We start from the raw sequence: 14893 nt of genomic DNA, 5'->3' as shown, positions 1-14893 counted from the left end.
GTTATGACTTTGCTTTATTCCTTTTTACCATGAGGTAACTCAACCAAAGTATCAATAACCAAATCGGAATAAGTTCGACAGATATCTTAAGTCCGGTGAACCACATCATTACCAAAACCCCAACTAAAAACACCAAGCAAATCACGTTACTGATCGGATAGAAGAGCGACGGAAATTTCGTGTTAACACCCTCTTTTATCTTTTGTTTTTTGAAATAGATGTGTGTAAATGATATCATTATCCAATTGATTACCAAGGAAGATACCACTAACGACATCAAAATTTCTAACGCCTTTTCGGGAATGATCTTATTAACGACAATACATACTGCCACCAAAATTGCCGAAACGATTATGGCAGCAATGGGCGAATGATTTTTATTCAATTTCTTCAAAAATCGGGGGGCGTTTCCTTGTTCAGCCAGACCATATAACATTCGTGAATTACTATATACACAGCTGTTATAGACAGATAATGCTGCTGTCAGCACGATTAGATTCAGTATGTTCGCGATGATTGTAGTAAAGTAATATGTCTTATCAAAAAGCGTAAATTCAAAACTGTTAAGCGCATTAAACACTTCTACAAACGGACTGGTATCGGCGGTAATAGTGCGCCATGGCATTAAAGAAAATAGGATAAATAAAGCACCTACATAAAATATCAAAATACGGATTAGTACCTGATTTGTCGCTCTGGGGATATTCTTTTCCGGGTTTTCAGCCTCAGCAGCAGTAATCCCTACTAATTCGAGTCCTCCAAAAGAGAACATGATCATGACCAGCGCAGCAAGCAACCCTTGATAGCTACCATCCTGGGCATTCGTAAGCCAACCTTTTGGGAAAAATCCACCATCATTATACAAGTTTTCTACTGTCGCTCGTTCTCCGGCTGATCCGCTGATCAATAAGTACGACCCGAATAGGATCATGGCAATTATTGCCGCAACCTTTATGATAGAAAACCAAAATTCAGTTTCTCCGTATACTTTTACAGAGGCCAGATTAATTGAATTAATGACGATAAAAAAGAAGGTGCTGGATACCCACAATGGAATTTCTGGCCACCAAAATTGTACGTATATACCAATGGCCGTCAGCTCGGCCATGCTGACCAATATATACAATACCCAATAATTCCACCCTGATGAAAACCCGCCAAAAGGTCCCATGTATTTATTGGCGAAATAACTGAAGCTACCCGAAACGGGTTCTTCTACGACCATTTCCCCCAACTGGCGCATGATGAAAAAAGCAACAACTCCAGCAATTGCGTAACCTAATATAACCGAAGGGCCGGCCAATACGGCAGCCTTTCCTATTCCCAAAAAGAGCCCAGTTCCAATGGCGCCCCCTAATGCAATGAGTTGTATATGTCGGTTACTTAAGCCCCTTTTAAGTTGTTTATTCTCATCCTTTTCTTCCACCTTATTATTGATTTTTGTTTGTTTTATTGTGAATGGACACTTTTCCTACACCCAGTAGTTCATCCCAGTAAGTTCCTATACGTCTATTATATACCAATACTAGGTAATCATTTCCGGTGGCGTAGAAACTATTTGTAAACGCATTGGTGATGATCTTACCTTCTGGAGTTTCGAGTACATATTCATAATCGTATAACCCTTGTTTTAGCTTCAGCGCAACCTCCCAATTTTTCGACGTCGGGTTATAGGTTAGTCTATTGTGTTCATTTCGTTGAAAGTTATTGAAACCACCTACAAGGTAAATATTTCCCGTTATCTTCTGATTCGTCTGTAGTGAAAAATGGACATCTGCATAGTCGGATTGGATCTCCGGATTTTCAAAATCCAGATTGCGTATGTAAAACTTTCCATTTTCATCATAGGTGTCAGCGTAGTTGGCATCCCGTAAATCCTCGTCGGCTAATACATTGATCGAGATGAGACTGTCATTTTGAATCTGCTGAACCCGATTAGAGCCCAATCGAAAACTGCGTAAATCAACGAATCGAAATTCATTATTCCCCGGAAAGTCTAAGGTTTCGCTGTTGTTATATTTGATCTCATTATTTCCAATAAACATAGGTTTGGTTAAAACCATTTTGTTGTCCTCACGTTGGTTTTGAAATACATGTACCTGCATATCACGTTCGGGATTGGGAATGCTTAGCGAAGGTGTTCTGAGCATAACGTCAATCTTCTGATTGGTCATTCTTTTTGCTACCTGTACCGAAGGAAGGATATCAGTTCCCACCTGAATCAATGGACGCACGACGTAAAAGCGTCGCGTTACGACCAATCGAGTTTTGTCGGCATCTTCATATACCTTTAATAGGTAATTTCCGGCAATTTTCGGTCGTATATATTCATTTGGAAAAGCTACTTTGTAATGCGTATAGGCTTGAAATGTCCCCTGCGATTGCGCATAATCATCCAGACGATCTTCGTTGTATCCCTGGGCGTAATCTAATGGAGACACACGACTCGGCTCCCAGTTGGCATTACAATGTTCGATGCCATAATAATAACTTCTTACATCTGCCCGAAGATCATCGAAAGAGAGCAACAGCTGATCTTGACTACCCAAAGTATATATAGGCAGTTGGCTTTCTTTTCCTAGGGGAAAGAGCTGTACGGTATTTATGGCATCTAAATAGCTCCTGTTATCGTAAACCAGTTCTTGTTGTGGGGATCGTTCAAAGCCTTCACGTATCTTTTTTTTTCGTTGCGCATGGGCCGTCAACAACGTGAAACTGCATAGCGTTAGTAAGATAAAAGCTTGTTTGTTCATACAATCATTTCTGCCATATCCCTTATTTCATATTTACAATTCTATCTACGATATAGACGGAATTGCCTCGCCAAGGGAGTACGCCATGATATTCTTTATAATGTAGATCGAAAAATTTGCCACTATTTAATTCCAATTGCCGAAAGATCGAATCGTCATCTACCGAAAACACAAATTCGTTGCTGGTAATTCCCCCCGCTTTGCCGCTTCCGAAACCTTCTTGGATTAATTTGCCTTCATAGGTTTTAAATAAGTTTCCTTTTTTAACAGCATAATTTAAATATCCAGATTTGACACCTTCACCGAATACAAAATAATATTTATAATAGATGAACGCCCCTAAACCAAGGAAAATGATCAACAAAAGCCAACTTATTACTTTTTTCACACCTGAAGATTTTCGCTCTGTACTATTGATTTCCGTCATAACAAATCTATTTACAGGAATAAAGATAATAGAATGTTTGGTTATTAAGAATTTTAATTTATCTGTTGTAACTCATTCTGAATATCTTTTTGGGTCATTTCTCCGATCGGTACTAAGGGCAGGCGTACATGGTCGCTACCTATTCCCATTAGCTTCATGATATATTTCACACCACATGGATTACTTTCTACAAAACATAAATCCGTGATTTTAAGCAACTCGCTGTGAATCAAACGAGCTTGGGGGAAATTTCCGTCGGCGCACAATCTTGCCAATGTGCTTACTTTTCTTGGAAACGCATTTCCCACCACAGATATAATTCCGACTGCACCCAGTGCCATCATAGGAAGAGTTGCGGGATCATCTCCTGAAATCAATAGGAAGTCGTCCGGTTTGTCGCGCAGTATCTCCGAGAATTGGGCGTAGCTGCCTGAAGCGTCTTTAATCCCCACTATGTTTTTAAAATCAGTTGCCAGACGAACGGTCGTCGCTGCACTTATATTACTTCCCGTACGCCCGGGTACATTATATAGAATCAGTGGCAATGCTGAAGTTTCGGCAACAGCTTTATAATGTTGGTAAATTCCTTCTTGAGTTGGTTTATTATAATAAGGTGATACGGATAAGATTGCGCAGTATCCTTGAATGCTAAATCCTTGAACTTGTTTTACTATTTCCACGGTATTATTTCCACCAATTCCCGCTACTAACGGTATCCTTCCATTTACTGTTGTTGCCGTAAACTCCCAAACTTGTTTTCGTTCTTCAGCCGTCAATGTGGCAGTTTCGCCAGTTGTGCCTAATGATACTAAGTAGTTCATTCCTTCCGCAATTTGAAACTCTATTAGCTTTCCTAACGTTTCAAAATCAATCGTTCCATCTGCATTAAATGGTGTAACCAATGCCACCCCTGCGCCGTGAAGCTCGTTCATGTTAAATAAATTGTATTATATAATTGTTTAATTTTGATTAATCATTTTTAATAGATCCTGATCTGAAATAATAGGAATTTTAAGTTTCTCTGCTTTAACCAGTTTAGAAGGTCCCATCTTATCGCCTGCTACCAGATAGTCTAATTTGGCAGAAATACTGCTCAGCATCTTACCGCCATGAGATTCGATCAACGCTCCTAATTCTTCTCTCGAAAAATCAGCAAATACACCGGATATCAAAAATGTTTTGCCAGACAGGTTCTCACCAGCTAAGAGGATTACTTTTTCTGCTATTGCGAAATTTAGGCCGTATTGAGCTAATTTATCGAGCTCGGCGAGATGGGCGTCTTGATGTAAATACTCGTAAACGCTTTCTGCTATCCGGATTCCAGCATCCTGGACATTGGCGATATCTTCGATACTGGCATTTTTTAGTTGTTCAAGCGATTTAAAATGCAGCGCCAGTTTTTTGGCAACGGTTTCGCCCACATGCCGGATTCCCAATGCGAATAAGACTTTTTCAAAAGGTTTTTCCTTCGATTTTTCCAATCCGGCAATCATATTGTCAATGGACTTTTGACCGAACCGTTCTAGATTGACTAATTCATCCTGTCGGGTAGCTAGTGAATACAGATCCGATATGCGTCTAATTAAACCCAATCGATAAAAAGTTTCAATCGTTTCCTTGCCCAATCCCTGAATATCCATCATTTTGCGGCCGATGAAATGTTGCATTTTGCCAACGATCTGCGGACGACACCCGTCTTCATTCGGGCAATAATGAACGGCTTCGCCATCGCGACGGACTAACGTGGTGCCGCATTCGGGGCATGCCGTAGGGTATTGGATAGCTTTCGCATCGACGGGTCTTTTTTCGGGATTAGCGGCTATGATTTTTGGAATGATTTCTCCTCCTTTTTCTACAAAAACGGTATCTCCTGCGTGTAAGTCCAATCGTGCTATTTCATTTGCATTGTGCAGTGTAGCGCGCTTTACTGTAGTACCTGCCAATAAAACGGGTTGCAGGTTGGCTACAGGTGTTACCGCTCCGGTACGACCGACCTGATAGCTTATACTGTTAAGAATTGTTTCTACGCGTTCGGCCTTAAATTTAAAAGAAGTAGCCCATCGCGGCGATTTTGCCGTGAATCCCAATTCCTCCTGATAGGCATATTCGTTTACCTTGATGACAATTCCATCAATATCATATGTCAACTGGTGTCTTTGGATATCCCAATAATGAACAAAATTGAGTACTTCATCAATCGAAGTGCAAAGTTTCGTTTCATCACATACCGGAAATCCCCACTCTTTTACTGCTTGAAGGCTATCCCAATGCGTGGCGAAAATTCTATTTCTATTTTCGGTATACAAGAAATAAAGGAAACAATCTAGTGGTCTTTTTGCGACTTCGCCAGAATCTTGGAGCTTAATCGTTCCCGAAGCAAAATTTCTAGGATTTGCATACGTTTGCTCCCCGTTATCTTCCCGTTCTTTGTTGAGCCTCAAAAAAGCTGATTTATGCATAAATATCTCCCCCCTAATATCGAAAGAGGGAGGATATGCTCCAGCTTTTAATTGATGCGGAATGCTCCGTATAGTCTTTACATTGTTGGTGACCTCATCACCTTGGGTTCCATCTCCACGGGTGATGGCTCGTGCCAGTTTGCCATTTTCAAATGTGATGGATATCGAAAGCCCATCGAATTTGAGTTCGCAAACGTAATCTACGGGATGACCTATGGCTTTTTGTACCCGCTCATCAAAATCCCTAAGCTCTTGTTCATTATAGGTATTGCTTAACGACAGCATTGACCAGCGGTGGGCCACGGTATTGAACTTAGAGGTAATGTCTCCGCCCACTTTTAATGTGGGAGAGTTAGGGTCTCTATATTCGGGGTATTCGTTTTCTAATGCCTCTAATTCCTTGAGTTTTTTATCGAAATCAAAATCAGAAACGACAGAATTTGCCAATACATAATATTGGTAATTATAATCATTTAATTCTGTTGTTAATTTTAAAATTCTATCTTGAATATCTTGCGACATAGGTTACGAAAATAAGAAATTTTAAGGGGGAAAATAATTTTATACCAATATTTTAACCCATTAAAATTACGTGAGAAAAGTTTGAAGTTATTAAAATTCGGTATTGCTACTTCTTGTGGAAATTATTTACAGACAGGTTGCTGTATTTTTGTATTTTATTCGTGTAAAAATCCCAAATTATGCATTTTTTATAAAGTCCCGTTTTGTTTTCTATGGCATTATATTTTTTTCTTTTTAATGCTGTTTTAAAAAAATATAGAAAGAAATATTGGTGAGCACGGCTTACAGCCCATGCGTCCCGTGGTTTTCCTTCCGCGAGAAAATGCAGTAAAGCGACGAGATCCAGCCACAAACGAGTCCAAATGACTGCTAATGCACGCCAAAAAGGAAGGTTTTTTTGGAGCATAAGAAGATTATTACGGAAATTAAGATACGTCTTTTTGGGGTTGCTTGTATTTAGCGTGCCGCCGCCCACATGATATACAACGGATGCTGGGGTATAGCCAATTTTATAACCCATTTTTTTAAGTCGCCAACATAAGTCAATCTCTTCCATGTGTGCGAAAAAATCTGCATCAAATCCCTCTGCTTCCCGCCAGGCATTTGATTTAATGAATAAAGCGGCTCCGGTTGCCCAAAAAATTTCATTTTCCACATCATATTGACCTTCATCTTTTTCGGTAATATTGAGGATACGACCCTTACAAAATGGGTAACCAAAATAATCGATATGTCCTCCGGCGGCCCCGGCATGTTCGAAATAATCCCGTTGATGATATGCTCTGATTTTAGGCTGTGCGGCTACAAAGTCATTTTTTTGCATAAAATCAATAACCGGTTCTATCCAAGAAGGAGTTACTTCTACATCTGAATTGAGCAAGATAAAATAATCTGCTTCTACTTTTTTAAGTACCTTATTATATCCACCGGCAAATCCATAGTTATCGTCATTGTGGATAATACGGATTGTGGGATAGTATTCCCTGACAAAGGCTACAGAATCATCTGTAGAAGCATTGTCTCCGATAATAAATTCAATATTAGGGTAAGTACTATTGTACACGGATGGTAAAAATTTCTCTAAGAAAAATTTACCGTTCCAATTTAATATGACAACAGCAACTTTGGGATATTCTATCATTTTTCAGTTGTTCTTGTTCTTTTCCAACGACGGTGTGTCCACAACCAATATGCCGGCTCTCCACAGATCATTTTTTCTGTGAATTTATTGTGAATTTGCGTTATTTCATGTTTTTGGTGCGTGGATGGATTTTCTACTAATGTAGTAAATTTACAATAATAGTGGCCTCTTTTTTGTTTTCTACCGATGTGACAATATACTACCGGACTTTCCGTTAGTTGAGCAATCCGTTCCGCACCGGTATACACCAAGGTGTCTTGATTTAAAAACTCCATGAAATAGTCTGAGTCTTGATGCAGGGGAGTTTGATCAGCTACAAACATACTCATTTTGCGTTGATTTTTTAACCTGACCAAGTGACGTAAAATTTGCTTCATCGGCACCATCGTTGCTCCAAAGCGTGTGCGTATACTATTGTATATCTGATCAAAATCTTTATTGTTCAACGGTTTGTAAATAATTAGACGAGGATATTTCGTCATAAGCGACATTCGGTAGATTCCCAACTCCCAGTTTCCATAATGCGCTGTCACGCCGATTACAGATTTTCCTACTTCAAAATGCTTGTACACTTCTTCGGGATTTAATAATTCAATGCGATTGATTACTTGTTTTTCTGTAATGGTTCGCATTTTTAACGCTTCCACGATGATATCAGGGAAATAGCGAAAGAATTTCTTCGCAATCTGATGAATTTCGTCTTCTGATTTCTCAGGAAAAGAGTTTTGTAAATTGCTAATAACGATCGATTTTCGATATTTGAAGACGTAATAAATAACAAAGTACAAAAAATCGGATAGGATATACAATGCCCAAAAAGGCAGCAAAGAAAAACAAAATAGTAAACCCGAAATAATCTTTTTATTCATCAATACGGTTTGCTGCATACGATCTGAGGTACAAACTTAGATAAAGTTGCATATAAAAGCAATTTATTCAGTTGCGTATAATCCTTAAATAAAGTTATTTTTGCGTCATAATTTATAGTTAATTTTAGTTTATGTCTACTCAGCTCTTATTATCGGCAACGTATCTTCCTCCAGTATCTTATTTTCATGCAATTTATAAACACGATTTTCCTATTGTTTTGGATAAGTATGAACATTATCCGAAACAAACTTATCGAACTCGTGCGAAAATAGCCACAGCCAACGGCATTTTAGAGCTTTTTGTTCCCATAATACATGGTCGTAAGGAACATGTAGCTATGAAAGATGTCCGAATCAATTATGACCACGATTGGCAGCGATTGCATTGGCAGAGCTTACAGACGGCATACCGAAGTTCAGCGTATTTTGAATTCTACGAGGACGAGTTTGCAAGGTTTTATGAAAAAAAAAGTGAGTTTTTGTTTGATTACAATCTGTCGCAGCTGGAACTAATCTTAAAACTAATGAAAATCAATAAAAGTATTTCCTTTACGGATAGCTATAAGAAGACTCCCCCCGACATGCTGGATTACAGAAGTCTTATTCACCCCAAAAGACCCTCCATTTTTGAAGCACCAAAACCATATTTTCAGGTGTTCAATGATAGATTGGGTTTTATCCCTGAACTGAGTATTATAGATTTGATTTTCAATCAGGGACCGCAAAGCAAAAATTATTTATAAAAAAAAACTTGCGGAAAAAATTAAATCTTTCTTTTCAAACCTTTTTGCTTAATTTATTGTTACATAACAAACTGTATTGAAGATTGATGAAAAGACTATTTATTATCCTGGTTATTATTTTTTCGTATGGCCTAGCCTTTTCGCAAAGCGGAACGGATACACTACATTACAAGAAGGTTTATTATTTCGCGGGGACTGGGATTGGTATTCCATTGGGCAAAACGAAAAACGTATTATCTCCGAAGTTATTCTCGGGAAGTATGGGGCTAGATATCACATTAAAGAATCCAAGATACTATCTTTATCCCGCTTTGTACTTAATGTCGTTTAACTACAACCAGTTGATAGATGATGCTGAGTATAATCGAATGGTGGAGAATGGCCGATCCACTTTCTATATGCTTAGCCTTGCTGGTGGCATGCGTAAGCAATATGACCAATTAAATACCTACGCGTATCTGGGGCCAACAATAGGGTTGGTTATTGAGCCCCGCGCAAATGATGTAGGGAATAAAGTGATTATGGAAAGTAAGTATTCAATGGCGTTTGGCACCAAACTGGGCGTAGGTGCCGATTACAAATTTAAAGGCTTTTTCCTTGGGGCCGAAATGGGATACTTGTATAATGTAAATAAGATACAGGGAAATCCAGTACATGTGCTCACGGTAATGGTTGGCTTGAAATCAGATATCACCCGATTAGGCGAAAAAGTGGTAGACATATTGTTGCCATCTAAATAAGTAATAAAATGCTGAAGGCATGTACGGACTTGAAAAAATAAAGCGAATAGGCAAGATTCTTAAAATTTTATCGAAATATGGATTTGATGAAGCGATCTCTAGATCTAATATCGACCGTATACTCCCGGACAGTTTCTTACTTTGGAACAATCATACGCGTAAAATATTTGAAGAAGATTTTAATGTCCGTATCCGATTGGCGATAGAAGAATTGGGCCCGACTTTCATTAAATTGGGTCAATTGCTAAGTAATCGGGCAGATATTATTCCAGAAGATCTTCGCCAAGAACTTATAAAACTACAAGACAATGTTCCTACGGAAGATATTGATATCAACTTTCGTTTAAATCTGGAGCTTGATATAGAACCTGATGAACACTTCGCGTTTATCGATCCTGTACCAATTGCAGCAGCATCCATCGCGCAGGTGTATAAAGCACAACTGAGCGATGGAACATCTGTCATTTTGAAGATAAAACGATCGGATGTCGATGCGATTATTCGTGCGGATTTAGATTTTATTAAAGACCTCGTGAAACTTTTGGAAAAAAAATATGAGATTTTTAATAAAATGAACCTTTATCAGATAGCTGTTTCGTTCGAGAATTCATTGTTAAAAGAACTCTCCCTTACGAACGAGCTCAATAATATTGAGCGTTTCAGACGAAATTTCAAAGGGAATAAGGAAACACATGTACCTAAGGTATACCGCCAATATAGCTCTGATGAGATGCTATGCATGGAGCTTATCGATGGGGTAAAAGTAAATGATATAGCGGGTTTAGCGACATTTGGTCTCCCTCCAAAATCCGTTCTTCAAAATGTATTGGACCTCTACCTTGAACAACTGCTGTTACATGGATTTTTCCATGCCGATCCCCATCCCGGAAATGTGTTTGTAAACAGAAAAGGACAGATCGTTTTCTTGGATTACGGAGCGATGGGATTTATGGTGCCACAAGATCGAAAAATAATCGAGTCCATGGTGATTAATTTTCTGATGAATGACGCGAAAGGACTTCTGAAAAATATCAAAAAACTTGCGATAGCGCACCATATTGAAGACGAGCGCAGCCTCGAAAGAGATGCTTACGAAATTTTTGAAATGATTAAGCAGAATGCGCTTGACGATATTAAAATTGCTGTTATGTTACAGAAATTAAATGTCATTTTGCAGACTAATCATATATTGATGCCTGATTTTGTATACGTATTGTTACGAGGTGTGTCTATATTAGAAGGTACTGGCCGGCAGTTAAATGCGGAGTTGAATATTCCCGAAAGTATTTCGCCTTTTGCGAAAAAGATCGCCGATCAAAAGTTTTCTGCAGAGTATTTGGCAGAGCAGTTAAAAGAAAAGGCGCTGTTTTTAAAGGATGTCATGATAGATGTGCCCATGGATTTATTATCCCTGCTCGAAAAGCTGAAGAATGATAAGATCACGTTGAATCATAAGATCAGGGATTTCGATCACCTTCAGCTTATCTTTCACCGAATAGGGAATAAATTTTTGCTGTCTATCTTAGCCATGACGTTCGGTGTCGGTGCCAGTATATTAGCGCACGGTAGGGTAGGGTATTTATTATGGGGTATGCCAATTATCTCGTGGCTGGGTTTTACAATGAGTTTTGTTTTGAGCTTTATCCTGTTGGTACAGTTGGTTAGAAGTAAATAGTAATGATTTAGTACACATAATAACGTAAGTTAAATCTTTTTTTTACAATAGATCGTGAAATTTAAATTTCATAATTTAGGTTAATAATTGGTTTAAAAATCCTGAAGTTCCCGTTTCGGTTTTTTTGCACTACTGTTAGGGTAGCTTAATATATCCGCTGTTCAATCTTGGTTACAGTCTTAAAAAGTAGGGCGGATATTAAAAAATGAACGGTTTTCTTAGCTCACTTTTTAAAATCCTATTCAGTGTTTTTTGTCGCTTAGACCGCGACGGGTCCACACTTTTGTCTTGCCAAAAGTGTGCAAAAGCGTGTCGCTGTACCCATTCGCGACAATGGTTCATGCTTCCTCCTGCTAACGGCAAATGGCTAAGGCGACATTTTCGGAAATGTGAGGATTGTGCATTTGTTGATACCATCTAGTTCATCCATAGAAGCGAAGAAAAATGGCCTAAGCGGATTTGGACGGGAAGGCAGCAGATGGATGCGATGTAGAAACGTTCGAGTTGAATTGGCCAAGCGGGTCTCAGCCTTTGAAATGGGCTTAAGCGCTGGAGGCCTAAGAGCTGCGCTGTGCATCATCTCGTCGCCGGAACGACAAATACGGTATCAGCCTTGATTTTTTGTTTCGTTTTTTATTAAGAAAAAATGAAAGCCCCGTCGCGGCGAGCGACAAACTGACTAAATTAATCGTTCATTTACGACTAACAATGCCCCTGAAAAATTCGCTTGATTTCCTTCGTATTAAGAAATGTGAAAGAAGTCTGTAAAGATACCATATGGAAAGCTGGTTCGTTTTACAGGTGTAGATTAACATATAAAAAATAATATTAATTTAGGTTAAAAATTTATTTAATTTTTCGCTGTTTGTAATAATAATCTTTTTCTTCATCGGTGATCGCTCGCAGAACTCGGCATGGGTTACCTGCTGCTATTACATTTGCGGGGACATCTTTGGTAACCACTGATCCAGAGCCGATAACTGTGTTTTCACCGATAGTTACACCTGGATTAATAACTGTATTACCACCGATCCACACATTATCACGGATAGTAATCGGAATAGCGTATTCCAGTCCCGTATTCCGCAGTTCGTGATGAATTGGGTGTCCCGCTGTGAATAAAGAAACATTGGGTGCTATCATTACATTGTCGCCAATGCGAACAGGTGCACAATCCAGGACGGTGAGATTATAATTGGCGTAAAAATTTTCGCCAATTTCAGTATTGTAACCGTAATCACAGCGAAATGGAGGTTCTATATAAAACATCTTTTCTGTTTTGCCAAATAGATCTTTGATGACCTGTTTTTTTGCCTTTACTTGTCGTGGTTCCAATTGATTAAACCTAAAACATAATGTTTGCGCGAGTAATCTGTCTTCAGAAAGTGTTTTATCATTTGCAAAATATGCTTCTCCGGCGATCATTTTTTTCTTTTCAGTAATCATTAGTACTTAGATGTTAGATATGAGATGTTAGACTTGAGATATTAGATATAGCAATTAATTCTAACAAAGATAATAAAAAGGGACTTTTTTATATCGGTGTCGCGTATTCATATTTGTACCTAAGTGGATATAATGGGGGGCATAATCGATAGTCTTTCACGTAATATTAAGTATCTTTGCGCATGGTTTTGAATATGCAAAAAATATCTAAACATACTGTTAGTGTCATAGGAAGCGGCAGTTGGGCTACTGCGATGGTTAAGATGTTAGCTGACAATAAATTAGAAAAAGAAGTTTTTTGGTGGGTACGTAAAGAAGAAGATGTTGAATACATAAATAGGTACCGACACACTCCTACTTATCTTAGTGCGGTAGAGGTGAAGCTAGATGAGAATCATGTAATGTCCGATGCTCGAAAAGCAATACTGTCTACTGATATTGTAATCTTAAATACACCAGCAGCTTACTTAAAGCTCGCGTTAAGAGGGGTGGAGAATCAAGATATGGAAGGGAAAATTATCGTTTCGGCCATTAAAGGAATAATCCCGGACGAAAATTTAATCGTTGGCGAATACCTAAATCAAACCTATGGCGTCCCATTGGACCATATTGTTGTAATAGGTGGTCCCTGTCATGCCGAAGAGGTATCTCAGGAGAAACTTTCCTACTTAACATTTGCCTCCAAAGATCAAAATAAGGCGCGAATTGTCGCAGATTTACTATCTAACAGGTATATTAATGTCAATATTTCGGATGATGTTTTGGGTGTTGAATATGGTGCAGTTTTAAAAAATATATATGCGTTGGCGGGAGGCATATGCCATGGATTGGGTTACGGAGATAATTTTCAAGCGGTATTGGTTTCAAACGCTATTCGGGAAATGGAGTATTTTGTGCAGAAAATTGATCCTGCCGACCGGGAAATAAATGCTTCCGTCTATCTTGGCGATCTCTTGGTAACTGCTTATTCGCAATTTAGCCGCAATCGAACCTTTGGTAATATGATCGGTAAGGGGTATACTGTACAATCTGCTCAGTTGGAAATGAATATGGTTGCCGAAGGGTACTATGCCTCCGGTTGTATTCAGAGCATTATCCATAAAAACAAGTTAGAAATGCCAATATGTAATATGGTATATGAGGTATTATATAATCATCGGCCCGCCATATTTGAAGTGTCAAAATTAGCTGAAAAATTAACATAACATGATCTCAAAAGGACATATCGCAGATGCCTACATGACTATACAAGATGAAATTACGCAAGCCTTGGAAAAGTTGGATGGTGGCGCAAAATTTCAGGAGGAATTATGGGAACGTGATGGCGGCGGCGGTGGCCGCACGCGGATCCTGCAAAATGGAAATATCATTGAAAAAGGAGGCGTTAATTTTTCAGCTGTACACGGCAAACTGCCTGCAGCTATTAAGAAAGCTTTCGGGGTAGAAGAAGATGAATTCTTCGCCACAGGAGTTTCCATCGTTATTCATCCCAATAATCCGCATGTTCCCATAATTCATATGAATATCCGATATTTTGAATTAAATGAACAAACGAGATGGTTTGGTGGTGGTATAGATTTGACACCACATTATGTGGTGAAGGAAGACGCTCGTTTTTTTCATCAACAGCTTAAATCGGTTTGCGATAAGCATCATCCTGAGTTTTATTCCGATTTTAAAACCTGGGCCGACAATTATTTTTTCATCAAGCATCGGGAGGAAACGCGAGGGATAGGAGGTGTTTTTTACGACAAACTTACACCCGAAAAGACGGGTATGATCTTTGAGCAGATTTTTGATTTTTCCTGTGATTTAGGTCGTATATTTGCACCTACCTATATAGACTTGGTAAACAAAAACCGTACACGTAGTTTTAGCCAACGCGAAAAGGATTGGCAGTTGCTACGTCGCGGTCGTTACGTCGAATTCAATTTGGTATACGATTCGGGGACTAAATTTGGCTTAGAAACAAATGGACGCATTGAATCCATATTAATGAGTTTGCCTGCACAGGCAAACTGGTTTTATGATTTTAAAGCTGAACCTGGGTCGGCAGAACAAGGCACCTTAGATTTATTAAAAAAAGATATCGATTGGGTGAACTAATTCACACACACA

13 protein-coding genes are annotated in these 14893 nt (G+C 38.8%); 5 read left to right on the top strand and 8 right to left on the bottom strand.

Features of this window, described 5'->3' with window-relative positions; genetic code table 11:
* Nucleotide 1: 1 nt before the first annotated feature.
* The 7 genes from C4F40_RS06525 to C4F40_RS06495 all read right to left on the bottom strand — a co-directional run bounded on the left by C4F40_RS06525 (nucleotide 2) and on the right by C4F40_RS06495 (nucleotide 8171).
* Nucleotides 2-1426, bottom strand: coding sequence for an amino acid permease (locus C4F40_RS06525; protein WP_231389944.1), 1425 nt, complete (start codon nucleotides 1424-1426; stop codon nucleotides 2-4).
* Between the two features lie 4 nt (nucleotides 1427-1430).
* Nucleotides 1431-2753: a type IX secretion system plug protein gene (locus C4F40_RS06520; protein WP_196938543.1), complete on the bottom strand. Its 1323-nt coding sequence runs from the start codon at nucleotides 2751-2753 to the stop codon at nucleotides 1431-1433.
* 22 nt (nucleotides 2754-2775) lie between these two features.
* Complete coding sequence (locus C4F40_RS06515; RefSeq protein ID WP_196938542.1) at nucleotides 2776-3180, bottom strand: hypothetical protein; 405 nt, start codon at nucleotides 3178-3180, stop codon at nucleotides 2776-2778.
* A 53-nt stretch (nucleotides 3181-3233) separates the two neighbouring features.
* Complete coding sequence (dapA, locus tag C4F40_RS06510) at nucleotides 3234-4112, bottom strand: 4-hydroxy-tetrahydrodipicolinate synthase (RefSeq protein WP_196938541.1); 879 nt, start codon at nucleotides 4110-4112, stop codon at nucleotides 3234-3236.
* Between the two features lie 27 nt (nucleotides 4113-4139).
* Nucleotides 4140-6161, bottom strand: a complete 2022-nt coding sequence (gene ligA / locus C4F40_RS06505) for an NAD-dependent DNA ligase LigA (RefSeq protein WP_196938540.1) — start codon at nucleotides 6159-6161, stop codon at nucleotides 4140-4142.
* 106 nt (nucleotides 6162-6267) lie between these two features.
* Entirely contained in the window at nucleotides 6268-7302 is a 1035-nt protein-coding gene (locus tag C4F40_RS06500) for a glycosyltransferase family 2 protein (protein ID WP_196938539.1), read from the bottom strand.
* On the bottom strand, nucleotides 7299-8171 hold the full coding sequence (locus C4F40_RS06495) for a lysophospholipid acyltransferase family protein (protein WP_196938538.1): 873 nt from the start codon (nucleotides 8169-8171) through the stop codon (nucleotides 7299-7301). The genes C4F40_RS06500 and C4F40_RS06495 overlap by 4 nt, the downstream gene beginning before the upstream one ends.
* Nucleotides 8172-8302: 131 nt before the next feature.
* Here C4F40_RS06495 and C4F40_RS06490 point away from each other — a divergent pair, with 131 nt between their 5' ends.
* The 3 genes from C4F40_RS06490 (at nucleotide 8303) to C4F40_RS06480 (ending at nucleotide 11329) form a co-directional block, all read left to right on the top strand.
* A complete protein-coding gene (locus C4F40_RS06490) occupies nucleotides 8303-8914 on the top strand; it encodes a WbqC family protein (RefSeq protein ID WP_196938537.1) in 612 nt (203 codons plus the stop codon).
* Nucleotides 8915-9000: 86 nt separating this feature from the next.
* On the top strand, nucleotides 9001-9654 hold the full coding sequence (locus tag C4F40_RS06485) for a hypothetical protein (protein ID WP_196938536.1): 654 nt from the start codon (nucleotides 9001-9003) through the stop codon (nucleotides 9652-9654).
* A 19-nt stretch (nucleotides 9655-9673) separates the two neighbouring features.
* Nucleotides 9674-11329, top strand: coding sequence for an ABC1 kinase family protein (locus C4F40_RS06480; protein ID WP_196938535.1), 1656 nt, complete (start codon nucleotides 9674-9676; stop codon nucleotides 11327-11329).
* Between the two features lie 846 nt (nucleotides 11330-12175).
* Here the strand turns inward: C4F40_RS06480 and C4F40_RS06475 are convergent.
* Nucleotides 12176-12775 (bottom strand): sugar O-acetyltransferase, encoded by a 600-nt coding sequence (locus tag C4F40_RS06475; protein ID WP_196938534.1) that lies wholly within the window; start codon nucleotides 12773-12775, stop codon nucleotides 12176-12178.
* Nucleotides 12776-12969: 194 nt separating this feature from the next.
* On the opposite strand from C4F40_RS06475, the gene C4F40_RS06470 reads away from it, so the two are divergent.
* Nucleotides 12970-13980, top strand: coding sequence for an NAD(P)H-dependent glycerol-3-phosphate dehydrogenase (locus C4F40_RS06470; protein WP_196938533.1), 1011 nt, complete (start codon nucleotides 12970-12972; stop codon nucleotides 13978-13980).
* Nucleotide 13981: 1 nt separating this feature from the next.
* The gene (gene hemF / locus C4F40_RS06465; protein ID WP_196938532.1) at nucleotides 13982-14881 is read left to right on the top strand and encodes an oxygen-dependent coproporphyrinogen oxidase; all 900 of its coding nucleotides are present in this window, start codon (nucleotides 13982-13984) and stop codon (nucleotides 14879-14881) included.
* Nucleotides 14882-14893: the final 12 nt, after the last annotated feature.

This window comes from Sphingobacterium pedocola (assembly GCF_015209965.1).
GTDB lineage: Bacteria > Bacteroidota > Bacteroidia > Sphingobacteriales > Sphingobacteriaceae > Sphingobacterium > Sphingobacterium pedocola.
The sequence above is the reverse complement of the archived record's forward strand: the minus strand, read 5'-3'. Positions and strand labels throughout refer to the sequence as shown.

Excerpts from the sequence above, each read along its gene's own strand:
- C4F40_RS06490 (WP_196938537.1), top strand. The coding sequence starts at position 8,303 with ATGTCTACTCAGCTCTTATTATCGGCAACGTATCTTCCTCCAGTATCT.
- C4F40_RS06485 (WP_196938536.1), top strand. The coding sequence starts at position 9,001 with ATGAAAAGACTATTTATTATCCTGGTTATTATTTTTTCGTATGGCCTA.
- C4F40_RS06500 (WP_196938539.1), bottom strand. The coding sequence starts at position 7,302 with ATGATAGAATATCCCAAAGTTGCTGTTGTCATATTAAATTGGAACGGT.
- C4F40_RS06475 (WP_196938534.1), bottom strand. The coding sequence starts at position 12,775 with ATGATTACTGAAAAGAAAAAAATGATCGCCGGAGAAGCATATTTTGCA.
- ligA (WP_196938540.1), bottom strand. The coding sequence starts at position 6,161 with ATGTCGCAAGATATTCAAGATAGAATTTTAAAATTAACAACAGAATTA.
- C4F40_RS06470 (WP_196938533.1), top strand. The coding sequence starts at position 12,970 with ATGCAAAAAATATCTAAACATACTGTTAGTGTCATAGGAAGCGGCAGT.
- dapA (WP_196938541.1), bottom strand. The coding sequence starts at position 4,112 with ATGAACGAGCTTCACGGCGCAGGGGTGGCATTGGTTACACCATTTAAT.
- C4F40_RS06520 (WP_196938543.1), bottom strand. The coding sequence starts at position 2,753 with ATGAACAAACAAGCTTTTATCTTACTAACGCTATGCAGTTTCACGTTG.
- C4F40_RS06480 (WP_196938535.1), top strand. The coding sequence starts at position 9,674 with ATGTACGGACTTGAAAAAATAAAGCGAATAGGCAAGATTCTTAAAATT.
- C4F40_RS06515 (WP_196938542.1), bottom strand. The coding sequence starts at position 3,180 with ATGACGGAAATCAATAGTACAGAGCGAAAATCTTCAGGTGTGAAAAAA.
- hemF (WP_196938532.1), top strand. The coding sequence starts at position 13,982 with ATGATCTCAAAAGGACATATCGCAGATGCCTACATGACTATACAAGAT.
- C4F40_RS06495 (WP_196938538.1), bottom strand. The coding sequence starts at position 8,171 with ATGAATAAAAAGATTATTTCGGGTTTACTATTTTGTTTTTCTTTGCTG.